At 70.4% G+C, this 21,861-nt stretch carries 23 protein-coding genes; 11 read left to right on the top strand and 12 right to left on the bottom strand.

The features are described 5' to 3' along the window. Positions 1 to 272 precede the first annotated feature (272 nt). A complete protein-coding gene (locus DFR74_RS30960; RefSeq protein ID WP_084537832.1) occupies positions 273 to 1,526 on the top strand; it encodes a lipase family protein in 1,254 nt (417 codons plus the stop codon). Between the two features lie 63 nt (positions 1,527 to 1,589). On the opposite strand, the gene DFR74_RS30965 is transcribed toward DFR74_RS30960, so the two are convergent. Beyond that, entirely contained in the window at positions 1,590 to 3,086 is a 1,497-nt protein-coding gene (locus tag DFR74_RS30965) for an MFS transporter (RefSeq protein WP_067510857.1), read from the bottom strand. A gap of 122 nt (positions 3,087 to 3,208) precedes the next feature. Here DFR74_RS30965 and DFR74_RS30970 point away from each other — a divergent pair, with 122 nt between their 5' ends. Next, a complete protein-coding gene (locus DFR74_RS30970) occupies positions 3,209 to 3,886 on the top strand; it encodes a TetR/AcrR family transcriptional regulator (RefSeq protein WP_067510858.1) in 678 nt (225 codons plus the stop codon). Positions 3,887 to 3,943: 57 nt separating this feature from the next. After that, complete coding sequence (locus DFR74_RS30975) at positions 3,944 to 5,239, top strand: D-arabinono-1,4-lactone oxidase (protein ID WP_067510859.1); 1,296 nt, start codon at positions 3,944 to 3,946, stop codon at positions 5,237 to 5,239. Positions 5,240 to 5,305: 66 nt separating this feature from the next. On the opposite strand, the gene DFR74_RS30980 is transcribed toward DFR74_RS30975, so the two are convergent. Next, positions 5,306 to 6,052, bottom strand: coding sequence for an SIR2 family NAD-dependent protein deacylase (locus tag DFR74_RS30980; RefSeq protein WP_067510860.1), 747 nt, complete (start codon positions 6,050 to 6,052; stop codon positions 5,306 to 5,308). Between the two features lie 111 nt (positions 6,053 to 6,163). Here DFR74_RS30980 and DFR74_RS30985 point away from each other — a divergent pair, with 111 nt between their 5' ends. The 3 genes from DFR74_RS30985 (at position 6,164) to DFR74_RS30995 (ending at position 8,211) form a co-directional block, all read left to right on the top strand. Then, a complete protein-coding gene (locus DFR74_RS30985; protein ID WP_067510861.1) occupies positions 6,164 to 7,072 on the top strand; it encodes an oxygenase MpaB family protein in 909 nt (302 codons plus the stop codon). Between the two features lie 285 nt (positions 7,073 to 7,357). After that, positions 7,358 to 7,771 (top strand): arsenate reductase/protein-tyrosine-phosphatase family protein, encoded by a 414-nt coding sequence (locus tag DFR74_RS30990; RefSeq protein ID WP_067510862.1) that lies wholly within the window; start codon positions 7,358 to 7,360, stop codon positions 7,769 to 7,771. Between the two features lie 47 nt (positions 7,772 to 7,818). Continuing rightward, positions 7,819 to 8,211, top strand: a complete 393-nt coding sequence (locus tag DFR74_RS30995; RefSeq protein WP_067510863.1) for a VOC family protein — start codon at positions 7,819 to 7,821, stop codon at positions 8,209 to 8,211. Here the strand turns inward: DFR74_RS30995 and DFR74_RS31000 are convergent. Further along, positions 8,193 to 8,900 (bottom strand): helix-turn-helix domain-containing protein, encoded by a 708-nt coding sequence (locus DFR74_RS31000; protein ID WP_324192268.1) that lies wholly within the window; start codon positions 8,898 to 8,900, stop codon positions 8,193 to 8,195. The two genes, DFR74_RS30995 and DFR74_RS31000, sit on opposite strands and share 19 nt — an antisense overlap. Positions 8,901 to 9,055: 155 nt before the next feature. On the opposite strand from DFR74_RS31000, the gene DFR74_RS31005 reads away from it, so the two are divergent. Then, on the top strand, positions 9,056 to 9,529 hold the full coding sequence (locus DFR74_RS31005) for a YiiD C-terminal domain-containing protein (protein WP_067510864.1): 474 nt from the start codon (positions 9,056 to 9,058) through the stop codon (positions 9,527 to 9,529). 4 nt (positions 9,530 to 9,533) lie between these two features. On the opposite strand, the gene DFR74_RS31010 is transcribed toward DFR74_RS31005, so the two are convergent. Further along, positions 9,534 to 10,019, bottom strand: coding sequence for a hypothetical protein (locus DFR74_RS31010; RefSeq protein ID WP_067510865.1), 486 nt, complete (start codon positions 10,017 to 10,019; stop codon positions 9,534 to 9,536). Positions 10,020 to 10,212: 193 nt separating this feature from the next. Between DFR74_RS31010 and DFR74_RS31015 the strand changes: the two genes are divergently transcribed. Beyond that, on the top strand, positions 10,213 to 10,980 hold the full coding sequence (locus DFR74_RS31015; RefSeq protein ID WP_067510866.1) for a dienelactone hydrolase family protein: 768 nt from the start codon (positions 10,213 to 10,215) through the stop codon (positions 10,978 to 10,980). A 92-nt stretch (positions 10,981 to 11,072) separates the two neighbouring features. Next, the gene (locus DFR74_RS31020; protein ID WP_067510867.1) at positions 11,073 to 11,618 is read left to right on the top strand and encodes a thioredoxin family protein; all 546 of its coding nucleotides are present in this window, start codon (positions 11,073 to 11,075) and stop codon (positions 11,616 to 11,618) included. Between the two features lie 3 nt (positions 11,619 to 11,621). Here DFR74_RS31020 and DFR74_RS31025 read toward each other — a convergent pair whose 3' ends face one another. Further along, the gene (locus tag DFR74_RS31025; protein WP_195125989.1) at positions 11,622 to 11,888 is read right to left on the bottom strand and encodes a hypothetical protein; all 267 of its coding nucleotides are present in this window, start codon (positions 11,886 to 11,888) and stop codon (positions 11,622 to 11,624) included. Positions 11,889 to 12,111: 223 nt separating this feature from the next. Beyond that, a complete protein-coding gene (locus DFR74_RS31030; protein WP_067510869.1) occupies positions 12,112 to 13,254 on the bottom strand; it encodes a hypothetical protein in 1,143 nt (380 codons plus the stop codon). A 115-nt stretch (positions 13,255 to 13,369) separates the two neighbouring features. Between DFR74_RS31030 and DFR74_RS31035 the strand changes: the two genes are divergently transcribed. Continuing rightward, complete coding sequence (locus DFR74_RS31035; protein ID WP_067510870.1) at positions 13,370 to 14,794, top strand: amidase; 1,425 nt, start codon at positions 13,370 to 13,372, stop codon at positions 14,792 to 14,794. A gap of 123 nt (positions 14,795 to 14,917) precedes the next feature. Here the strand turns inward: DFR74_RS31035 and DFR74_RS31040 are convergent, their stop codons facing one another. Beyond that, entirely contained in the window at positions 14,918 to 16,189 is a 1,272-nt protein-coding gene (locus DFR74_RS31040; RefSeq protein ID WP_067510871.1) for a glycosyltransferase 87 family protein, read from the bottom strand. Between the two features lie 84 nt (positions 16,190 to 16,273). Further along, entirely contained in the window at positions 16,274 to 17,155 is an 882-nt protein-coding gene (locus DFR74_RS31045; protein ID WP_067510872.1) for an ADP-ribosylglycohydrolase family protein, read from the bottom strand. 124 nt (positions 17,156 to 17,279) lie between these two features. Here DFR74_RS31045 and DFR74_RS31050 point away from each other — a divergent pair, with 124 nt between their 5' ends. Continuing rightward, the gene (locus DFR74_RS31050) at positions 17,280 to 18,089 is read left to right on the top strand and encodes a cyclase family protein (protein WP_067510873.1); all 810 of its coding nucleotides are present in this window, start codon (positions 17,280 to 17,282) and stop codon (positions 18,087 to 18,089) included. Between the two features lie 77 nt (positions 18,090 to 18,166). Here DFR74_RS31050 and DFR74_RS31055 read toward each other — a convergent pair whose 3' ends face one another. The 4 genes from DFR74_RS31055 to DFR74_RS31070 all read right to left on the bottom strand — a co-directional run bounded on the left by DFR74_RS31055 (position 18,167) and on the right by DFR74_RS31070 (position 21,741). Further along, on the bottom strand, positions 18,167 to 19,729 hold the full coding sequence (locus DFR74_RS31055) for an FAD-binding oxidoreductase (protein ID WP_067510874.1): 1,563 nt from the start codon (positions 19,727 to 19,729) through the stop codon (positions 18,167 to 18,169). A gap of 75 nt (positions 19,730 to 19,804) precedes the next feature. Continuing rightward, complete coding sequence (locus DFR74_RS31060) at positions 19,805 to 20,125, bottom strand: hypothetical protein (protein WP_067510875.1); 321 nt, start codon at positions 20,123 to 20,125, stop codon at positions 19,805 to 19,807. A gap of 144 nt (positions 20,126 to 20,269) precedes the next feature. After that, the gene (locus tag DFR74_RS31065) at positions 20,270 to 20,722 is read right to left on the bottom strand and encodes an ArsR/SmtB family transcription factor (RefSeq protein WP_067510876.1); all 453 of its coding nucleotides are present in this window, start codon (positions 20,720 to 20,722) and stop codon (positions 20,270 to 20,272) included. Next, positions 20,719 to 21,741 carry a serine hydrolase gene (locus DFR74_RS31070; protein WP_067510877.1) on the bottom strand — a complete coding sequence of 341 codons (1,023 nt, stop codon included), beginning with the start codon at positions 21,739 to 21,741 and terminating at the stop codon, positions 20,719 to 20,721. Before DFR74_RS31070 ends, DFR74_RS31065 begins: the two co-directional genes overlap by 4 nt. Between the last annotated feature and the right edge of the window lie 120 nt (positions 21,742 to 21,861).

Below are 21,861 nucleotides of genomic sequence, written 5' to 3' on the forward strand. Positions count from 1 at the left end.
CAGTCTGTTGGCTACCCACGCGAGAGCCCTCGGAATCCTCCGATTTTCCCCGGCGCGACGGCGGCGAGTTCACCGGCGGCAATCGTATCGGTAGCGGCCCGGTGGCGGGTGGGCGGGGACGTGGGCCCGGAATCACGTCGTCCATCGACACCAGGCGGTCCACCGACCGAGGACGCGCGAAAGTCATGCCGAACCGCGAACGTCCCCGTATCGAACTGAGGGGTGAGGACTCCGTTCGTTCGACCCCCTACCCCCTCAGTTCTGGAGCGACGATGGTGGCACGACTGGCAATACCGCGCACGACCCTGACGGCAACGGGTCGGTCCGAGCAACCTTTCGGCATCGGATCGCTCCTGCGCGTGGCGCTGGCGGCGGCCGCGGCCGCGGCAACCTGTCTGGGTTTCGCCGCGCCTGCCGCCGCGGTCCCGATCTACCCCGTCCCCTCCGCCGACGCCTTCTTCGCGACGCCGGGCGATCTGAACGCGGCCCGCCCCGGCGACGTGCTGCGCAGCCGGACGGTCGCCGCGCCCGGCTTCCCCGGAGCGACGGTATGGCAGTTGCTGTTCCGCTCGACGAACTCGGCGGACCAGCCGATCGCGGCGGTCACCACGCTGCTGGTGCCGCCCGGCGGCGGGAACAACCGGCCGCTGGTCTCGTACCAGCCGTTCGTCAATTCGCTGGGCACGCACTGCGCGCCGTCGCAGACCCTGTTCAACGGCGGACTCCAGGAGGCGCCCGCGTTGAATCTGCTGCTGGCGCGGGGCTGGGCGGTCGCGGTGCCCGATCATCTCGGTCCGAACAGCGCCTACGGAGCGGCGCGACTCGGCGGACGTATCACCCTCGACGGCATCCGCGCGGCGCAGCGGTTCGCACCCGCCGGACTCGGCGGCAGCCCGGTCGGCATGGCCGGGTACTCGGGCGGCGGGATGGCGACCGGCTTCGCGGCGGCGATGGCGCCCGAGTACGCGCCGGAACTGAACATTGTCGGGGCCGCGCAGGGCGGTGTCCCCGTCAATATCGGCAAGCTCGCCCTCGAAGTGGGGAGTACGCCGAGTCCGCTGTTCGGGCTCGGTTTCGCCGCCGCGATCGGTCTGGAGCGCGAGTACCCCGGTCGGATCGATATGGCGCGCAACCTGAATCCCGCCGGCCGGGCGCTGCGGGACCGCATCGCCAACGCCTGCACCACCGAGATCATCGACGCGGGCGCGAACCGCAGCTTCTCCGATGTGTTCACCGGGGCACTCGACGCCGATCCGGTGACGGTGCGCGTCCTGCACGAGAACAGCCTCGAGATCTACCCGGGTGTGCCGCGGGTGCCGGTGTACCAGTGGCACGGCCAGTCCGACCAGGTGAATCCGTGGCTGGTGCGCGATCTCGCCGGACGCTATTGCGCGGCGGGTACACCGGTGCTGCTCGACCTGCTGCCCGGCGCCGATCACGGCACGGCGATCGCGCAGGGGTCACCGCGGGCGTTCACCTATCTGGCCGACCGATTCGCGGGGGCCACGCCACCGAGCAACTGCTGACGGAAACGACTGCGCCCGCGTCGGTTGAAACCGGCCCGGGCGCAGTCGTTTTCCGTGTGCGGCTCAGTGCGCCAGCACCGGCTCACCCTCGGCGGGCGCGGGCGCGGTGTTCGGCATGAGCACCGCCGCCAGCACGGCGCCGGCCACGAAGATCGCGGTGGCCCACCAGAAGCTGGTGGTGTAGCTCTCGATCTGGGCCTGCGCGGCGGCCAGCGGGCCGGGCTGCGCGGTGGACAGGTAGTCCGTGGCGGCCGAGGCGGCGATCGTGCTCAGCAGCGCGGTGCCGATGGAACCGCCGACCTGCTGGCTGGTGTTGATCATGGCCGAGGCCACACCCGCGTCCTCGTGATGGACGCCGGCGGTCGCGCCCTGGAACGCGGTCGCCATCGCGCCACCGAGGCCGAGGCCCATCAGCACCAGAGCGGGCAGGATGTGGGTGGCGTAGCCGGTGTCCAGGCCGATTTGGGTCAGCCAGGCCATACCGCCCGCGGCGATCAGGAAGCCCGCGGTCACGACCACTTTCGGGCCCACCTTGGGCAGCAGGAACGAGGGCGTGGTGGTGGACGAGACGATCATCGCCGCCACCATCGGCAGGAACGCGACGCCGGTCATGATCGGCGAGTACCCGAGGCTCAGCTGCATGTAGTAGGTGAGGAACAGGAAGATCGCGAACATCCCGATGCCCATCACGAACACGGTCATGTAGGAGCCGGAGCGGGTGCGGTCCAACAGGATTCGCATCGGCAGCAGCGGGTGCGCGACCCGGGTCTCCAGCCAGACGAACACCGCGAGCAGCGCGGCGCCGCCGAACAGGAAGGCCAGGGTGACGCCGTTGCTCCAGCCGTCGGTCTCGGCGTGCGCGAAACCGTAGACGATGCCGAACAGCGCCGCGGTCACCACGACGGTGCCGGGGATGTCGAGCTTGGGGCGCTCGGTGGCGACGTGCTTGGCCAGCAGCAGCACCGCGCCGACCAGCGCGACGGCGGCGAAGATCAGGTTGACGAACATCACCCAGCGCCAGTTGGCCCACTCGGTGAGCGCGCCGCCGAGCAGCAGGCCGATCGCGCCGCCGGTGCCCGCGACGGCGCCGAAGATGCCGAACGCCTTGGCCCGCTCACCGGGCTCGGTGAAGGTGACGGTGAGCAGCGAGAGCGCGGCGGGCGCGAGCAGCGCGCCGAACACACCCTGGCCCACGCGGGCGGCGACGAGGACTTCGAAGTTCGGCGCCGCGCCGCCGATGGCGGAGGCCACCGCGAAGCCGACCAGGCCGACGATGAAGGTGTTGCGGCGGCCGAAGAGGTCGCTGAGGCGGCCGCCGAGCAGCAGCAGACTGCCGAAGGCCAGGGCGTATCCGGTGATCACCCACTGGCGATCGGCGTCGCCGAACCCGAGGTCGAGCTGGGCGGCGGGCAGGGCGATGTTCACGACGGTGGCGTCGAGCACCACCATCAGCTGGGCGACGCCGAGGACGGCGAGCACCCACCAGCGCAGGGCGTGCGAGCCGCGGCGGCCCGACGGTGACTTGTCGAGGTCGGTCCCTCGATCGATCGCGGTGGTCATAGGTCCCCTCGGACTGAGTCGTAGAAATCGATGCGGAGGAATTGCCTCCGCTTACCGATGAAGCTATCACGTTAACGGAGGGATGCCCTCCGCTTAATCCCGATCGTTGGTAACATGGGGGTGTGAATCACGCCACGGCCCCCTCTCCACCCAGGCGCCTGCGTGCCGATGCCGCGCGAAACCAGCAGCGCATCGTCGCCGCCGCGCGCGAACTCTTCGCCGACCACGGACTCGAGATCACCCTCGACGACGTGGCCGAACGTGCCGGCGTCGGCGTCGGTACGGTCTACCGCCGCTTCGCGAACAAAACCGAACTGATCGCGGAGGTGTTCGAGCAGCACCTGGGCGATCTGCTGGTCGCCGCGCAGGAGGCGGCGCGGCACGAGGACCCGTGGCTGGGACTGGTCGAATTCTTCGAGTACGCGTGCGGGCACTTGGCCGCCAATCGCGGCTTCGGCGAGGTGATGCTCGAATTGCAGCAGGATCCAGAACGATTCGTCGCGCTGCGCGACCGCATCAAACCCGCCGTCGCCGAGGTCATCGACCGGGCGCGCGAGGCGGGCGCGCTGCAGCCCGACATCGAGTCGTCGGACTTCTTCGCCATGATCCACATGCTCGACGCGCTCACCGAGTTCACCAATCCGGTCAACCCGGGCACCTGGCGGCGCTACGTCGCGGTAATGCTCAACGGCGTGCGCTCCGACTCCGTCCCGCGCATGCCCCTGACGGTGCCGCCGCTCACCGATGACGAAGTGGAGCGCGCGAAGGCCCACGCCTGCGCGAGCCACCGCCGCCGGTAATCGAAAGCACCACCCTGCGGGTAGCGCGGGTCACACCCATGTCCTAAAGTTGGACACATGACCAAATGGGTGAACTGGGCGGGAGATCAATCCTGTACCCCGGCGGCCATCGCGACGCCGGGCAGCCCGGACGAACTCGCCGAACTCCTCACCGGCGCGGCCGACCGCGGCCAGAGCGTGCGCGTCGCGGGCGCGGGACACTCCTTCACCGACGCCGTCCTCACCGACGGACTACTGGTGAGCATGGCGAAGATGAACCGCATCCTCGCCGTCGACGCCGCCTCGGGACTGGTGCGCGTCCAGGGCGGGATCACCCTCAACGCCGCGAGCAACGCGCTGCACGCCGCCGGACTGGCCTTCCCCAACCTCGGCGATATCGACGTGCAGACCGTCGCGGGCGCGACCGCCACCGGCACCCACGGCACCGGCGCGACGCTCCAGAACATCTCCGCCGCACTGCATTCGGTGGAACTCATGACCGCCGAGGGCCGGCTCGTCGAACTCGACGCCGACACCGATCCCGACGGCTGGCGGGCGGCGCGGGTCAGCGTCGGCGCGCTCGGCGTGGTGACGGCCGTGACCTTGCGGCTGGTGCCCTCGTTCGTGCTGGAGGGCATCGAGCGACCGGTTCCGGTCGAGGACGTGCTCGCCGATCTGGACGCCTACGTCGACGGCAACGAGCACTTCGAGTTCTACATGTTCGCGCACAGCCCGCTGGCGATGACCAAGCGCAACAACCGGGTCGAGGAGGTCGAGCAGCCGCGCGGCAAGGCGCTGGACTGGTTCAACGACGTCCTCATGTCGAATCACGCGTTCGACGCGCTGTGCCGGGTGGCCAAGTGGCAGTCGGCGTCGATCCCGCTCATCCACCGTTTCGCCGCGCACGCGGGCAGCTACCGCCGCCAGGTGGACCGCTCGTATCGGGTCTTCGCCTCCCCCAGGCTCTTCCGTTTCACCGAGATGGAATACGCCATCCCGCGCGCCCATTCGGCCGACGCCATCCGCGAGATCAAAGAGGTCTCCGCGCGTTTCGCGACGCCGATGCCGATCGAGGTGCGCTGGGTGGCCCCCGACGACGCCTTCCTCTCCCCCGCCGGCGGCCGCGACACCTGCTACATCGCCGTCCACCAGTACCGCGGCATGGAGTGGGAGCCGTACTTCCGCGCCTGCGAAGAGGTGTTCGACCGCTACGAAGGCCGCCCCCACTGGGGCAAACGCCACTTCCAGACCGCCGAAACCCTCCGCCCCCGCTACCCCGACTGGGACCACTTCACCGCCGTCCGCCGCCGCCTCGACCCCAAGGGCCTGTTCACCAACCCCTACCTCGACCGAGTCCTCGACCCGATCGGCTGAGTGGACTTACGCCACCTCGGCGGCCTGTCCCGACGGGGGCGTCGTCCGTGAACGCGACGGCGACCGTCAGCTCGACAGGATCTCCTGGACCAGGCGGGGGACGGCGGTGCCGATGGGTTCGCGGATCACTTCGGTGGCGAGGGTGTCGTAGGGGGTGGGTTCGGCGTTGACGATGACGAGGTCGGCGCCGGAGCGGACGGCGATCGAGCAGAGTGAGGCCGCGGGTTCGACCTGCAAGGACGTGCCGATGGCGAGGAACAGGTCGCTGGTCTCGGCGGTGAGGGCGGCTTTGGTGAGGCTGCGGCGGTCCAGTTGCTGGCCGAACATGATGGTGGCGGCCTTGAGGATGCCGCCGCAGGCCGGGCAGGGCGGATCGGGTTCGCCCGCCGCGACCCGCTCCAGCGTCTCGGCCATGGTCGCCGCGAAATCGCACTCCACGCAGACCACGTCGAACATGTTGCCGTGGATCTCGATGACCCGCCCGTCCGGGAACCCCGCCCGCTGGTGCAGGCGGTCGATGTTCTGGGTCACCACGGTGACCGCGCGCCCGGCCTGATTCAGCTCGACCAGCGCCCGGTGCGCGGCGTTGGGCACCGCCTGCCAGGCCGGGTTGTCGCGCCGCGCGAGCCAAGAGCGCTGCCGCAGTTCGGGATCGGAGACGTAGGCGTCGTAGGTCGACAGCAACTCGGCGATCGGGTCCTTCGTCCATACGCCGCGCGGCCCGCGGAAATCCGGGATACCGGAGTCGGTGGAGATGCCCGCGCCGGTGAGGACGCCGATCCGGCCGGGTCGGGTGCGCCAATCCGTCGTCATGAATCCCAGCCTAGGGGTGGCGCACCGGCCGCCACCCTGCCAAGATGATGAGAAGATGTTAGCTTAATCATCTCATCGTATTGCACCGTGCGACGATCAAAGGAGATCGCCATGACCGCGTCCGTCGCCGTGGACCTCACGCCGCGGAACCAGCCGCCCCGCCGCCCGATCGCACCCGGTACCCGGATGTGGGACGAAACGGGGCTCGTCACGTTCTCGCTCACCGCGGGATCGGCGTTCCTGCTCCAGACGATGGAACCCACCATCGCCGCCGTCGTCGACGAACACTCGACCTTCCGCACCGACCCGATGGGGCGCGCGCTGCGCAGCCTGGCCTCGGTGATGATGTGGATCTACGGCGGCGAGGAGGCCCTGGCCGAGGCCGACCGCCTGCGCGCCATGCACGCCTCGCTCAACACCACCGACGCCGAGGGCGTGCGCCACAAGGCGCTCAGCGCCGGTCCGTGGGCCTGGGTCCTGCACACCGGCACCTACGCCTTCACCGAGAACGCGAAGTACTTCGCCCGCCGCCCGCTCACCTACGCCGAGAAGGAGGCGTACTACCAGGAGACGTTGCAGCTGCTGCGCAACTTCTCCGTCGCGCCGAAGGAAGTGCCCGCCGATTTCGCGGCCTTCGAGACGTACTTCGCCGATATGGTCGCCAACCACTTGCAGGAGACCTCGACCGCGCACGACTACCTGCGAGTGATCCGCTCCGTCGCCCCGCCGAAGCAACTGCCGCGGGTGTTCGCGCCGCTGTGGCGAGCGCTCGTCGCGCCCGTGGGCCGGTTGCAGTACTTCGTCACAGTGGGCACCACCCCCGAACCGGCCCGTCACAAACTCGGCCTCACCTGGACCGAATCCGACGAACGCAAGCTGCGCGCTTTCGGCTGGATCATCGCGCGCACCGTCCCCTTGTTGCCGGAGCGGTTGCGCTACTTCCCGATCGCCTACGAGGCACGCAAGCTCGAACGCGACCGCGCCCGCCTGCGCAAGGTGATGGACCTGCGCCCCATTTAGTAAGAGCCCCAAGCACTCTCGGACCGGCGGTCGAGTTTCTCGACCGACCGGTCCGTTCGCATGTGCGCGGAAATTTTCACCACGGCAACTCCTTTCGCAGCGCGACGCCCCTAGCTGCGCAAACATCCGGCGACCGGGCGCGGAACCGGGAGTGGCGAGCACCGGACACGCCCCCGTCCGCAGCGCGCCCCCGCGCGTATCCCTTACGCTACGACAGCGTTTCGACCCGGTCTGGGCGAAACGGGCACCGCACGACCGAAGTACCAGCCACCGAAAGGCGTCCCGATGGCCCACAAACCCAGCGTGCTGTTCGCCTCCGCGTGCGACGCGGGCCGTTCACAGATGGCCGCCGGGTTCCTCACCGAGCTCGCCGGTGACCGCATCGACGTCCGGTCCGTGGGCGTCACGCCCGCCGAGCGCCCCAACCCCGTCGTGGTGGCGGCGATGGCCGAGGTCGGGATCGATATCGCCGGGCGCATCCCGCGCAAACTCACCGACGAGGCGGTCGGCGTCTCCGATGTGGTGGTCACCATGGGCTGCGGCGACGCGTGCCCGTTCTTCCCCGGCATCAGCTATCGCGACTGGGTACTGCCCGATCCGGCGGACGAGACGATCGAGGTGGTGCGCACGATCCGTGACCGGATCCGCATCCTGGTCGAGAACCTCATCGGCGAGCTGGTCCCCACCCGCACGCACTGACCGATTTCTTCAAGACCGGCCCGCCGCGGCCGCCTTACGCTGCCGCTATGACACCGCGACTCGACTTCATCGGCATCGTCGTCTCCGACATGGCCGCCACCCTCGACTTCTACCGCCGCCTCGGCCTCACCTTCCCCGAGGGCGCGCACACCCAGCCGCACGTCGAGGCGGAACTGACCGGCGGCTTCCGGCTCGCGTTCGACACCGAGGAGACCATCCGCGCCTTCATGCCGGACTGGCGCGCTCCCGGCGATTCCGGCCGCATGGGCTTGGCCTTCCGCTGCGCCGACCCGGCCGAGGTGGACGCGAAATACGCCGAGCTGGAAGCGGCCGGCTATCACGGCGAGAACAAGCCCTGGGACGCGCCGTGGGGCCAGCGCTACGCCTCGGTGCTCGATCCCGACGGCAACAGCGTCGACCTCTACGCGCCGCTGGGCTGACCGCCGAGCCACTCGCCCAGCGTCATCCCGGAGAACTCCCGCATGTCCCGCGCGAGGTGCGCCTGATCGGCGTAACCCGTGCGGGCCGCGGCCTCGGCGGCGGGCGTTCCGGCCCAGGCGGCCGCCAGCGCGCGCTGCAACCGCAGGATGCGGGCGAGGGTCTTCGGCCCATAGCCGAAGGCGTCCAACGCGCGCCGATGCAGGGTGCGCGCGCCGATGCCGACCGCATCCGCGCTGGCGGCGACCGAACTCCCCGCCGCGAGGGCGCGCACCACACCGGTCAGAGCCCGGTCGGGCGGATCGGTGCGCGCGGCACGGCGCAGCGCGATCGCTTCCACCGCGGCGGCCCGGTCGGCGGATTCCCCGACGCGGCCGGCCAATGCGCGCACGGTGGCGGCGGGGAACAGGTCGGCGAGATCGACGCGCCGGTCCCGCAATTCGTGCGCGGGCACGCCGAGCAGCGCGGGCGCGGCACCGGGAAAGAACCGGATGCCCGCGTAGTGCCCACCGCCCGCTGGGAGATACGCGGCCGTGTCGGGCCCCGCGACGAGCAGCGTGCCGTCGCACCAGATCAGATCCATGCAGCCGTCGGGCAACACCGGACGCGCGCCGCCGACTCCCGAACGCGTCCACAGGACCGCGCCGGGCAACCGCGACGGCCGCTCGCGGTAGTCTGTCACCTCGACCACGACCCGAGCCTACCTGCGGTTACCGACACCGTGATTGCGCCGGAGCCGGGACCTTCCTAATCTGATGTCACCCGCCCTCAGCCGAGGCGGGCCGGTGTATCGGGGACGGCGCGGTCCGCGCCCGCCGCGCCGGATCGAGCGCGAAAGGACTCCCGATGACCGAGCACGCCGCCGAGGACGCCCCGCCCTTCACCGACATCGTCAACGGCGCTCTGGAATTCACCGTCCCGGCCGCCGCGAAGATGGGGGTACGTGCGCTCGACGTGCGGCGCGGTTATGCCGCGACCACGGTTCCGGTGGAGGGCAACGGCAATCATTTCGGGGTGATCTACGCCGGTGTGCAGTTCACCGTCGCCGAGGTGCTGGGCGGCGCGATCGCCGTGGCCACCTTCGACAATTCGGCGTACTTCCCGCTGGTGAAGGGGTTCGAGATCAAATTCGTGGGCATGGCGCGGTCCGAGCTGCGCGCCGAGGCGACCCTGTCGGAGGAGGAGATCGCGCGGATCGAGGCGGAGGCGGCCGAGCGCGGCAAAGCCGATTTCACGCTCGAGGCCGTGGTCACCGACGCCGAAGGCAAGACGGTCGCGGTGACGAAGGGGCTGTACCAGCTACGCGCGCACGGGAAGTAGCGCGTCAGCCGGGCAGCACGCCGCGCGGCACCACCAGCACGTAGCGCAGGGCGGCGTCGGTGACCGCGTTGTCGGCATCGGCGCACCCGACGGTCACCTCCGCGCCGGGCGGGGAGGAGAACGTCCACAGCGTGATCCACCGCTTGCCGCCGATCTCCTCCTGTTTGCGCGGTTCCTCCGACCGCAGATCCTCATTGCGTCCGGTGCCGTCGGTTACCGTGCAGCGCACGGCGGAGGCGGCGTCACCCCATTCGGCGGGCGCGTTGATATCCAGTACCGCGTCCGCGGGCACGGGCACATTCACGCTCTCGCCCAACGGAATTCGCACGGCACCGGGAATATCGACGGGTTCGGACGCGGGTGCGGCCTCCGACGCCGTGGCGCTCGTCGAGACCGGAGTGGTGGTGGCCTCCCCGGTCCCGTTGTCGTCGGAGCAGCCCGTCATCGTGGCGACCAGCAGCGCGGGCGCCGCCATCCAGCTCAGTTTCACGGTTCGACCTCTCTTCACCCGGCGCGGGACGCCGGGCCAGTCAGCGGAGAACAGTCAACGAAAAACCTTCCCGATGCTCTGCACAGTACCCGGACGGTAATTGCGCAATTGGGCGGCAAATAGCGTGTGTCGCTGCCGAATCGAACGGCTGACTAGGATTTCCGTGACCGGCTGCCACTCTCCGAGGATTTCGATGCCCCACGCCGTCACTTTTCGCACGCTCGACGTCCCGGCGCTCGACGGCGCCGCCGACGCCTACCTCGCCCGGCCCGACGACGGCACGGCGCACCCCGGCGTGCTGCTGATCATGGACGCGTTCGGCCTGCGGCCGCGGCTAGGCGAGATGGCCGAGGAGATCGCCGCCCGGGGGTACACGGTGCTGGCGCCGAACGTCTTCTACCGCACCGGCCGCGCGCCGGTGCTGCCCATGCCCGATCCGGCGGTCGAGGGTGCGCACGCCGCGTTCTTCGCCGCGCTCGGCCCGGCGCGCGAGGCGCTCACCCCGGACCGGGCGATCGGGGACATCGGCCGCTATCTGGACTGGCTGGACGCGTCGGAGTTCGTGGCGCCGGGACCGCTCGCCGTGACGGGCTACTGCATGGGCGGACGGCTCGCGTTGCGCGCGGCCGCGGAGTTCGGCGACCGGATCGCCGCGGCGGCGAGCTTCCACGGCGGCCGCCTCGCCGCCGAGGACAGGCCCGACAGTCCGCATCACGCGGCCGACCGGATCAGCGCGGAACTGTTCATCGCGCACGCGGACGCCGACCAGTCCATGCCGCCGGAACAGATCGCCCGCCTCGACCGCGCCCTGGAGGACGCGGGCGTGCGCCACACCTCGGTGGTGTACGAGGGGGCGCGGCACGGATTCACGATGAGCGACATCCCGCCCTACGACGAGGCGGCCGCGCGCAGGCATTTCACCGATCTGTTCGCCCTGCTGGACCGGGCGCTGTCCGGGTAGACGAGCTGGTCGTTACGTCATACCGATCCGAGCGATCCCGGAAACACCGGCAGCGCATCCCGTTAATCTCGAACGATCGGACGGAGGCAGGAATGGCACTGGAATCCCTCATGATCCCGCTCGGCACGCCGGCGCCGGAGTTCGCGCTACCCGATCTGGACGGCCGCGTCCACCGGCGCGCCGACTACGCGGACGGCCCCGGCCTGCTCGTGATCTTCGCGTGCAACCACTGCCCGTACGTGAAGCACGTGGAAGCCGAACTCGGTGCGGTGGTGCGGGATTCGGACATCCCCACCTTCGCGATCTGCTCGAACGACGCGACCGCCTACCCCGACGACGGGCCGGAAGGTCTTCGCGCGCAAACGAAACGGGCCGACTGGACCTTCCCGTACCTGATCGACGCGTCCCAGGAGGTCGGCCGCGCGTTCGGCGCCGCCTGCACGCCCGACTTCTTCCTCTACGGCTCGGGACTCACACTGGCCTACCGGGGCGCGTTCGACGAATCCACCCCGGGCAACGGCAAACCGGTCACCGGCGGCGAGCTGCGCGCCGCCCTGGCCGCCGTGCGCGCGGGCGCGGCCGTGCCGGAACCCCACCGGCCGAGCATGGGCTGCTCGATCAAGTGGCGGGACGGCTGAGCGTCAGACGCCGACGACCGCGTTCATGATGGTGCCCGCGCTGGTGGCCACGACGCCGCCGAGCATGGCGCCCGCGACCATCTTGGGCGATTGCAGGCCGCCGCCCGACCACTTCTCCCAGGCGAAGCGCCCGCCCGCGAAGGTGATGGCGGCGATGCCGGAGAGCAGCACGAACCAGGTCAGATAGCGGACCATCTGCATGATCTTGTCCGAGATCGGCGGGGCCTCCGGGGTCGGATTACCGACCTGGGCCAGAACTGCGCCGTACATATCCTGTGCCGTAGCGAGAATCGTGCTCACAGCCGTACCCCTCTTCAGCTATCGCGACAGTTCGAGAACGCCGTAGCAGATCGTACCCCTTACCGGCCGGAAACATTGCGGGCCAGCGGGATTCATCAAACAAAACGACCGGTCGGAAATCGAGAAAAGCGGCCATTCCGGACGAGCATCGGCACCCCGCGCACAGCGGCTCCGGCCGTTCGGGCCGCCGCGCTCACCGACATCCGGGCGCGACGAAATCCGACGCCGCGCCGAGCTCGGTGCGCGGGTGATACTCGCCCATCGCCGCCGCCGGATCGTCCGCGTCCGCCCGCTGAATCGAATGGTAGAAGTCGTTCGCGGGCAACATGTTCCGCAGGATGAGCAGGGTGGCGAAGCGGGTGGTCGGCAACCACGCCACCCCGCATTCCGCCGTCGCGTGCGCCGGGCGGTCGGCCGGGTCGGAGACCACCACGGTGAAGTACCCGTCCGCATCCACCGGCACCTCGTCGTCGACCACGCAGGCCGACACCCGGGTGCTGAACAACTCGTTCGAGCACAGCGACCAATACCGCACCTCCCCCGCGCCCATCCGCGATTCCCCGCCGACCGTGGCGGGCGTGGCGGGGGCCTTCGCCCGCACCACCGCCACCTCCCCGGCGCGCGGCGCGACACGCGACGTCAGGTACTGGTTGTCCGGATTGGCGAACAACCCGTTTCCGCTGGTCTTGGACCAGGTTCGCCCCTCGCGACCGGGCAGGTCCGGACCGCTGGGCAGGTGCACCGTGCCGGGATCGGCGGGACTCGCCGCGGGTGGGCAGGCGGGCAGCGTGCGCGATCCTTGCGCACCGTTGACCGTGATCTCGGGCAGCGGTTCGCCACCGAGCGCGTCACGTCCCGCGTCCGGGCGGTACACGCGGTAGATCAGCACGGCCAGGGCCGGATCCGCGTACAAGGTGTTGGGTTCGGGCCGCTCCGGACGCGGACCGGGCAGCACGCGCACGGTGTACGAGCGGTCGGTGGCGGTGCGATCGGCGCCCGGAAGGAAGGGATTGACGCTGCCCGGGTCCGGCGCGATGCGCAGGTCGTCGAGCCCGTCGAACGTCTGCGCACCGCGATAGCTGGTGAACGAGATGTAGCGGCCGTGCGGGAACCGCCCGCGCAAGGTGACACCCTCCGGCGGCAGCGCGGGGACGGCGGCCACCCAGTAGTTGGCGAACGTGTCGGGCAGCGCGACGTTGAGGGTGTCGGCCCCGACCCGCCCGCTCCACCCGCACTCCGACAGCGGTGCCGCCTGCGCGGACGTCATCGGCAGCACGCCCAGCGTCACGAAGGTCAACACGGCGAGCGCGCGGCGCAGCGCGGAAGAGGCGATCACGCACCGAGTATCGCCGATCGATCGGGGGTGCGCGCCCTTGACACCATCCGGCGGGGCGGCATGTAATCAGGACCCCTGATCAGGCGTCCACTTCGGGCGCGGGAGAGGAGCGCGCATGACCTCGCACGGCGACCGGCCCCGGTTCACCGGGGTGATCGGCCAGGCCGACGCCGTGCGCGAGGGCTTGATCTCGGCGCGCGAACTCACCGAGCAGACCCTCGCCCGCATCGAGCGAATCCAGCCGCGCCTCAACGCCTTCACCACGGTCCTCGGCGAGGAGGCGCTCGCCGAGGCCGACGCGCGCGACGCCGCGGACGCTCCGCTGGGCCCACTGCACGGCGTCCCGATCGCGATCAAGGACGAGGCCGACGTGGCGGGCGCGCGCACCACCTACGGCGGCGCGGCCGTCACCACGCCGGCCGCCGCGGACTCCGAGATCGTGCGGCGGCTGCGGGCGGCGGGCGCGATCATCGTCGGCAAGACCGCGATGCCCGAGTTCGGCGCCTGGCCCTACACCGAATCCGCCGCGCACGGCTACACCCGCAACCCGTGGGACCCCACGCGCGGCACCGGCGGCTCCAGCGGTGGTTCGGCGGCCGCGGTCGCCTCGGGCGCGGTGGCCGCGGCGACCGGTGGCGACGGCGGCGGCTCCTTGCGCATCCCGGCGGCGAGCTGCGGCCTCTTCGCGGTCAAACCCCAGCGCGGGCGCGTGAGCACGGCGCCGCACCGCGATCTGTGGCGCGCGCTCGGCGTGCTGGGCGTGCTCACCCGGTCGGTGGCCGATAGCGCGCTGCTCCTCGACGTGATCAGCGGCAACCAGCAGACCGACCGCTGGCGGCCCGCACCACCCGCCACGCCGTTCGCGGACGCCCCCGAATCCGGCCCGCTGCGCATCGCGGTTTCCGTGCGGCCCGCCGTCCGGTTCGTCCGGCCCGATCCGGAATGCGTGTCGGCCGTGCACTCGATCGCCGACACGCTCGCCGGCCTCGGCCACCACGTCGAGGAGTTCGAGCTCCCCTATCCCGAGGCCGCCCCCGCGTTCCTGCCGCAATTCGTCGGCGGGCTCGCGGAGGAAGCCGCGCGTGTGGACCGGCCCGACCTGCTCGAGCGGCGCACCCGTCGTATCGCGACGGCGGCTCGACTGTTCACCCCGGAGCGGGTGCTGCGCGCGGCCGAGGCGCGGGGCGACCGCATCGCGGAGCGCGTCAACACCGTGTTCGACCGGTTCGACCTCGTCCTCACCCCGGTGCTGCCCACGCTGGCGCCGACGCTCGGCAAGCTCGACGGCGCGGGCGTACTGCGCGCCGCCCTTCGCGGCCTGCCGTTCACCGCGTACACGGCGATGTGGAATCTGTGCGGCAATCCGGCGGCGGCGGTGCCCGCGGGCTGGTCGCGCGACGGTCTTCCGCTGAGCGTGCAGCTCGTCGGCCGCCCCGGTGACGAACTCGGAATCCTGGGCGTCGCACGGCAACTCGAAACGGCGCGGCCGTGGGCGGACCGTTGGCCGGACGAATCAGTCATTTCCGGCGCGCCGCACTGATCCTCAGGCGACTCTCAGACAACAACGGGTGCGCGGCTCAGGTAGACGCCGTTGAATCCAGGGTGGCTGCCCCGCCCGGTTCCCTCTACATCGGGCGGTAGGCAGCGCCAAATCCCTTGGCCGTCAGTGCGGCACCAGCTCCGCGCGCTCGGGCACGCTGACCTTCTCGACAGCGGTCGAGCGCCGCGCCGTCACCAGGTACGCCACCACCAGCAGCACGCTCAACCACACGTAGGTGTTGCCGATGAAGTGCTGCCACGGCGTCCACAGCGACTCCTTGTCCTCACCGCTCGGCAGCCAGTTCTGCGGCCCGTAGACGAACACCGCCGCCGTCGCCGTGGCCACCGTGAGCCAGACCAGCGCCGTGCGCCACGGCATCCGCACCGCGTAACCGACCATCGCGAACAGCGCGGGCGCGATCCAGATCCAGTGGTGCGACCACGAGATCGGCGAAACCAGCAGCGTGAACACCGCGTTGATGGACAGCGCCAGCGCGGGCAGGTGCTGCGCCTGGCGCATCGCGGCCACCACCAGCACCAGCAACGCCGCGCCGGCCGCCAGCCAGATCAGGGTGAACGCGGGCTCGGGCACCCGCAATCGCGCCAGCACCGCCTGGATGGACTGATTGGTGTGGAAGGCCGAGCCGCTGAGCCCGTCCACGTTGAGGCCGCCGAACCAGTACTTCATCGACATGCTCGGCAGCACGGCGAAACTCAGGCCTGTCGCGACCGCCCCGGTGACGGCGGCCGTCGCCGCGGCCTTGTAGTCCTTGCGCACCAGGAAATAGAGAACGAACGCGGCGGGCGTGAGCTTGATGGCCGCCGCGATGCCGACCAGCATGCCGCGCCGCCACTTCGGTTTCTCGGTGAGGCAGTCGGCCGCCACCAACGCCATCAGCAGCAGGTTGACCTGCCCGAAGTCCAGCGTGGAGCGGGTCGGTTCGAGCAGCATCGCCAGCGGTGCGGCGCACGCGGTGGCGAACAGCGCGGTGCGGCGCACGTTCTCCTCCGGCCAGACGCGGCGCGCCACCAGGTAGAGCGTGAGCGTCAGCGCGGCGGTCGAGGTGATGAAGAAGGCGAACGCGGCGACATCCCACGGCAGCAGCGCGAACGGCGCCAGCACCAGCGCGGCGAACGGCGGATAGATGAAGGGCAGTCCGATGCCCAGCGTGGTCTGCGGGAGCTGGCCGTACATATCGCCGCCGTGGCGCAGCGTCTCCACCCCGAGCCGATACACCTGCAGGTCGATGAAACCGCCGCTGATCTCCTTGAACGGCCACAGCGGGGTCCGTAGACAGACGGTGGTGAAGACGACGAGCAGCGCGGGCACGAGCCACACCACGCGCTGCATGCGGCGGCTCGACGACTTCGGCACATCACGGACGGAACTACTCATCCGCGGCGACTATACCGATCGAGTCGCCCGCGTTCGAACCACAGGCGGAGGATCGGCGCAGATCAGCACGTTGCCTAGCGATTGCTAGGCGCCGGTCAGGCGCACTCCGGACCAGTCGGGCAGCTCTTCGCAAGAGGCCCGCCACGCGGCGGGCACCAGCGACTCGCCGAGGATGCCGCCGACGATCGCGCAGGTGGTGTCGACGTCGCCGCCCACGCTCGCGGTGACCCAGTTCGCGGTCGCGAAGTCGAGGTGGTGCGCGGCCACCCACAGGCAGAACGGGACGGTGTCGGGCGCCGACACGTCGCGTCCGTTCCCGAGGGCCGCGGCGGCCGCTTCGGGGTCTCCCGCCAACGCGCGCGCCGCCAGGATGCCCTCGTGCACCGCGCCCGCCGGCGTGCGTGCGGCGACCGCATCCAGGAACTCGGGTCCGCGCAGCTCGGGTTCGGCCGCACGCAGGGCGGTGGCGAGGCCGACCGCGACGGCGCCCGCCACGCCTTCCGGATGCGCGTGCGTCACCTCCGCCGACGCCGCCGATTCGGCGACTACCCGGTCGAGATCGTCGGCGAAGTACGCCCCGATCGGCGCCACCCGCATGGCCGCGCCGTTGCCCCAGGACCCCTGCCCGCCGAACGCGGCGGTGGCCAGCGTCCGCCAGTCCCCGCCCTCCTGGCGGATGAGCCGCAGCATCCGGTTGACGCCCGGCCCGTATCCGCGATCGAAGTCGTGGCGCTCGGCGAACGACGCGGCCAGCGCGTCCTGCTCGATCGTGCCGAGCCGCGCCAGCACCGTGACGACCGAGCACGCCATCTCGGTGTCGTCGGTCCACGGCCACACCGGCGGCGGGAGGGTGCGCTCCCGCAGCGCGGGGAGATTGGCGGGAACGAAGAAGTTGGCGCCGAACGCGTCGCCCACGGCAAGGCCGCGGAGGGACGCGACGGCGCGGGCGAGGCGGTCGGTGGTCATGGCCGCGATTCTGCCGGGAGGTGTCGGATTTCGCCATGAGCCGACGTGGTCGCGCGATCACCGGGCTGCGGAGTCCCGGAAAGGTATTGTCGCAGCGCACTGTTCCACCCACGGGAGGCATGACATGTGCGCACCGAGAATCGTTCAGGTCGCCCACGAGCGGGCGCGGCCGAATCGGCGGGCCGTGCTCGCGGCGGCGGGGGTGGCGGCGCTGGCCGCGACAGCCGCGCCCGCGCGGGCGGTCCCGACGGCCACGGGGGTCGTGGATCTCACGCACACGCTGCATCCCGGGTTGCCGACGTGGCCGGGCAGTCCGCCGTTCACGTCGATTCCGGTGTCGTGGCACGCGATCAGCGGGTTCGACCAGAACGCGCTGGCGTACTGGGAGCATTCCGGCACGCACGTCGACGCGCCCGTGCACCGCATCCCGGGCGGGGCGACGGTCGACGCGCTGCCCGTCGCGGATCTCGTCGCGCCGCTGGTGGTCATCGATATCAGCGCGAAGGCCGAGACCGACGCCGACGCCGCGCTCACCGTCGACGACATCGACCGCTGGGAGGACGAGCACGGCCGCGTCCCCGACCGCGCGCTGGTCACCCTGTACTCCGGCTGGGAGCGCCGCCTCGCCGACCCGGCCGCCTTCCTCAACCTGCGCGACGGCGTCCCGCACGCACCCGGCATCGACCCGGCGGCGGCGGAACACCTTGTCGCCCATCGGAATGTGGTCGGCGTGGGCGTCGACACGCTCAGTCTCGACACCGGACGCAGCCGCGACTACGGCGCCCACACCACCATCCTCGGCGCGGGCCGCTACGGGGTGGAGATGCTGGCCAACCTCGCCGCCGTGCCGCCGTCGGGTGCGACCGTGGTGGTGGGGGCGCCGAAACATGCGGGCGGCACGGGTGGTCCGTGCCGCGTGCTGGCGCTGGTGTGACCTGATATCGCGGACGCCGTCCCGGACGAATCCGCAACCGCCCGGCTTCTCGGTGGAGCGGGCGAACAGCGGCTCGCTCAGCCGGGCCGGCCGATCGACAGCGCGTGCCGGAAGACTCCTCGTGGGTCCCAGGTCTCTTTGGCGCGCAACAACTTCGGATAGTTGTCGCCGTAGTAGAAGTGGTGCCACGGCAGGCCGGACCGGTTCCACCGGGGGTCCGCCAGATCGGGGTCCGGGTAGTTGATGTAGCTGCCGCCGTTGCGCTCGTTCGGCACGGGAACCCCGCCCGTCTCGGCGTAGACATCGCTGTAAAGCTCACGCGCCCAAGCGATATGGCGCTCATCGCCCTCGGGCAACCGCCACGCCGTGTGGATGAGCATCTTCATGAAGGAGTCCCGCACGGGCATGGCGGTGGCGTCGGGCGCGACGGCGTTGATCGCGCCGCCGAACGGCAGGAACTCCAATTCGGTCTCGCCCAGCACCGACAGGTCCGTGATGTGGCGGTAGAAGGTACGCAGCTGGCCCTCGGTGTAGGCGCGGCGCAGATAGCCCGTCTTCACCTTCACGCGCGGCGGCAGCGGCGCCTTCGCGTAGTAGACCTGGGACACCGTGTCGGCGTAGGAGGTTGTGGTGATGGGCTGGGTGACCGGCAGCGCGTCGACACCGTCCAGCACGGCCGCGACGAACTCGTCGTAGCGGGTGCGGGCATCCGGTGCGTCGGCGTCGAGCAGTATCAGCAGTTGCGCGAAACCGGTGCCCGTGGTTCGAAAGCTCAGCGGCGCATACAAACCCGCAAACCTGTTGCCGGGTGCGCTGTACCGCTCGAAGAAGGCGATGTAGTTGCCGAGCAACCGCACGAACGCTGATTCGCTCAGCGCGGGGACGACCAAGCGCGAATGCATCACGAGGCCGGGCGGTTTGGGCAAGGCCGTCGCGGGGTGGGCACCGTCCGAATCCGGCGAGCGGAACAGGAACCGCGTCACCACACCGAAATTGCCGCCACCCCCGCCGGTGTGCGCCCACCACAGGTCGGCGTGCGGGCCGTCCTTCGTCGCCAAGACGATGCGAGGTTCGCCGTCGGCGCCGACGATGACCACCTCCACTCCGTACAGGTAGTCGGCCACCAACCCGAATCGCCGTGACAGCGCGCCGTATCCGCCGCCGGGCACATGCCCGCCCATCCCCACCCCGAGGCAGATCCCGGCGGGCAAAGTCACTCCCCAACGATGCAGCGCCTCGTACACGCCCTTCAATTCGGCTCCGGCGTCCACGGAGAACGCGCGGTGCTCGGCGTCCCACCGCACCCCGTTCAGTTGGCCGAGGTCGATGATCGACCGCGTTCCAGCGTTGTCGACGAAATCCTCGAAGCAGTGCCCACCGGACCGAACCGCGAACCCCTTCCCCGTCGACAGCGCTCGCGCCAACGCCTCCCGCACTTGCTCCCCGGCGCTCGGCAGGAACACATTGTCCGGCCGCACCCCGTAGCGCCGGTTGTAGCCCCGCAACACCAGCGGCAGGTATTCCGACTCCCCCGCCCCAACGACTCTCAACCCCTCGGCCCGCGCGACCGGCATCCCGGCGATCGCCGCCGCACCACCCAGCGCCGACACACCGATGAACCGCCGACGCGTAACTCCCATGTGATTCCCTCGAATTGGCTGACGCAAAACAGGGTCACCGTAGCCGGATGCGCGCGGCCGGCCAAGCTTATGGCGTCATCCGCGCGTGAGCTGTCGAACCGCCACCGCACCGGCGGCGACGCCGATGATCAGGAACGCGCCGGCCATGATCATCGATGTCTGCCGCTTCTCGGCACGGGTGTGACCACGGTAGGGCCCCACCGATTCGTCGGACGGGCGCACCAATTCCTCGCCGGGATCGGTGTCCAGGAGGCAGATGTCCTGTTCGCCCATCACCTCACCACCGCATCGATCGGCGGTGAACATCACGTAGGCCGCCGCGAGGAACAGGAACACCATGAGCGCGAGCGGCACCACCACGGCGGAACGCCAGACGTCGCGCCAGCCGAACCACATGAATCCGATTGTCCCAGCGCGGTGCTCGTCCGTCAGCCCGCAAGAACTGGTGTCCCCGGCCGAATCCAGCGGCGCTGTCGAGACCGGTGCGATGCGGGCGAGGCCGGGTGGTGGCACCGCGGAGCGAATCGGAGAAAACTACCGCTACCGCAGGACTTCGGCGATATCGGCGGCGGCGGTCATGATGATCAGCAGCGGCACGAGCTTCTGAGCCGGGATCCGGTACGCCCCACGCCCGTGCTGTTCGACGATCTTGGCCGAACTCAGCGCCCGCACATGGTGGTACAGCTGCCCCTGCGAGGTGAGCCCCACGGCCTCGGCCAGCTCCGCACCGGTGTGCGGGCCGTCGAGCAGCACCTCGACCAGCGCCCTGCGCACCGGATGACCGAGGGCCGCAAGCACATCCACGCGCGCCTGGGCGGGCAGGTCCACGACGGCGGCGGCGCTGTAGCGGATGGTCCAGTCCACCGGTCCGCCGAAATCGACGCTGCCGCCGTACTCCACGAAACCGCGTTCGGCCGGGGCGGTCTCGGGCCGTCCCTCCAACGCCTCGATCCGCGCCTCCAGTTCGGCCAGTTTGGCCGCCACATCGGTCATACGACGCAGGCTAGCCGCCGGAACATCTCCGGCTCCATCATGGCCCGGACCAGCACCCCCTGTTCACTGAGCGTCGTGACAGCCTCGGCCCAGGTCTCGACGGGCATGCGGCGATTCAGCAGGACCGCCGTCGCGACCGTACCGTCGGCACCGCGCAGGTAGATCGCGTCGGCGAGCACGCCGGGCAATGCGCCTCCCTTGAATCCGATCGCCTCGTAGCCGGGGGGCGCGGGCTGCCATTCCAGGTGCGCGCGGGCGATATCCACGCCCGAACCGAAGCTGCCGTCCGCGATCGAGCGGTGCATGTCGGACAGCTGCCGCGCCGACGCCGTCCCGGTCTTCTCGGCCCATTCGGACTGAATCTCCAACGGGGGCAATGCTTTCGACTGGACCGAGGCGCGATATCCGGGATCGTTCGCGTAGCGCCGCGCCGTCTCCCATTCGTCGCCACCGGGCTCGATCAACCGGATGAGTTCGCCCAGCTTGCTGGAGGGCCGGTAGTCGTCCCAGCCGCCGGCCGCCGCGGCCTCGATCAGCGCCCGGTCGCCGAGCCGGTCGCGCAGGTAGTCGGGCACCGCGTTATCGCTCTCCTGGACCATCGCGCTCACCATCTGGTCCAGGGTGACCGAGTCTCCACCGAGCCGGGCGCGAGCTTGCTCGTGCGCACCCCCATCCGTGCCGGGGAGATACCACCGCTCCCACTCCGCGACCGGCACCACCTCGCCTTGATCGAGGTCCCCCACCGCGACGGCCCGCGCGTAAGCGGCCAGCGCGACCACCTTCGTCGCCGACGCCACCGGCTGCTGCTCCTGCGCCCGTCGCGCGAGCACCTGCCCCTGCCCGTCGTCCACCAGGACCGAAATGTTCTGCGGCTCAGCGTGAATGCGCCCGAGCCAGCCGTCCGACGACGTGACGCCCGCCGGCGGAACCGGCCCGCACCCTTCCGCCTCGGACTCCGCCCCGGAACATCCCGCCACCAACGGCACCAGCACCGCGGCCGCGATCATCGCCCTCCACATCAACCAACCTCCAAAATTCCGGAATTACGAAACTACGGATATCGGCGACTGTACCGGATGGATCGACCGAATCGCACACCTCGGTGAACACGAATCGACAGTTGGCGCCGACAAGGCGAG

It is taken from the genome of Nocardia puris, from assembly GCF_003315035.1.
Lineage (GTDB): Bacteria > Actinomycetota > Actinomycetes > Mycobacteriales > Mycobacteriaceae > Nocardia > Nocardia puris.

What these genes read in the sequence shown, in the direction of transcription:
- DFR74_RS31005 (WP_067510864.1), top strand. Translation starts at nt 9,056, where the DNA reads ATGACCGAGCACGCCGCCGAGGACGCCCCGCCCTTCACCGACATCGTC.
- DFR74_RS31060 (WP_067510875.1), bottom strand. Translation starts at nt 20,125, where the DNA reads ATGTGGTTCGGCTGGCGCGACGTCTGGCGTTCCGCCGTGGTGGTGCCG.
- DFR74_RS30995 (WP_067510863.1), top strand. Translation starts at nt 7,819, where the DNA reads ATGACACCGCGACTCGACTTCATCGGCATCGTCGTCTCCGACATGGCC.
- DFR74_RS31020 (WP_067510867.1), top strand. Translation starts at nt 11,073, where the DNA reads ATGGCACTGGAATCCCTCATGATCCCGCTCGGCACGCCGGCGCCGGAG.
- DFR74_RS30975 (WP_067510859.1), top strand. Translation starts at nt 3,944, where the DNA reads ATGACCAAATGGGTGAACTGGGCGGGAGATCAATCCTGTACCCCGGCG.
- DFR74_RS31050 (WP_067510873.1), top strand. Translation starts at nt 17,280, where the DNA reads ATGTGCGCACCGAGAATCGTTCAGGTCGCCCACGAGCGGGCGCGGCCG.
- DFR74_RS30965 (WP_067510857.1), bottom strand. Translation starts at nt 3,086, where the DNA reads ATGACCACCGCGATCGATCGAGGGACCGACCTCGACAAGTCACCGTCG.
- DFR74_RS30985 (WP_067510861.1), top strand. Translation starts at nt 6,164, where the DNA reads ATGACCGCGTCCGTCGCCGTGGACCTCACGCCGCGGAACCAGCCGCCC.
- DFR74_RS31045 (WP_067510872.1), bottom strand. Translation starts at nt 17,155, where the DNA reads ATGACCACCGACCGCCTCGCCCGCGCCGTCGCGTCCCTCCGCGGCCTT.
- DFR74_RS30990 (WP_067510862.1), top strand. Translation starts at nt 7,358, where the DNA reads ATGGCCCACAAACCCAGCGTGCTGTTCGCCTCCGCGTGCGACGCGGGC.
- DFR74_RS30980 (WP_067510860.1), bottom strand. Translation starts at nt 6,052, where the DNA reads ATGACGACGGATTGGCGCACCCGACCCGGCCGGATCGGCGTCCTCACC.
- DFR74_RS31055 (WP_067510874.1), bottom strand. Translation starts at nt 19,729, where the DNA reads ATGGGAGTTACGCGTCGGCGGTTCATCGGTGTGTCGGCGCTGGGTGGT.
- DFR74_RS30960 (WP_084537832.1), top strand. Translation starts at nt 273, where the DNA reads ATGGTGGCACGACTGGCAATACCGCGCACGACCCTGACGGCAACGGGT.
- DFR74_RS31035 (WP_067510870.1), top strand. Translation starts at nt 13,370, where the DNA reads ATGACCTCGCACGGCGACCGGCCCCGGTTCACCGGGGTGATCGGCCAG.
- DFR74_RS31070 (WP_067510877.1), bottom strand. Translation starts at nt 21,741, where the DNA reads ATGTGGAGGGCGATGATCGCGGCCGCGGTGCTGGTGCCGTTGGTGGCG.
- DFR74_RS31015 (WP_067510866.1), top strand. Translation starts at nt 10,213, where the DNA reads ATGCCCCACGCCGTCACTTTTCGCACGCTCGACGTCCCGGCGCTCGAC.
- DFR74_RS31025 (WP_195125989.1), bottom strand. Translation starts at nt 11,888, where the DNA reads ATGTACGGCGCAGTTCTGGCCCAGGTCGGTAATCCGACCCCGGAGGCC.
- DFR74_RS31065 (WP_067510876.1), bottom strand. Translation starts at nt 20,722, where the DNA reads ATGACCGATGTGGCGGCCAAACTGGCCGAACTGGAGGCGCGGATCGAG.
- DFR74_RS31040 (WP_067510871.1), bottom strand. Translation starts at nt 16,189, where the DNA reads ATGAGTAGTTCCGTCCGTGATGTGCCGAAGTCGTCGAGCCGCCGCATG.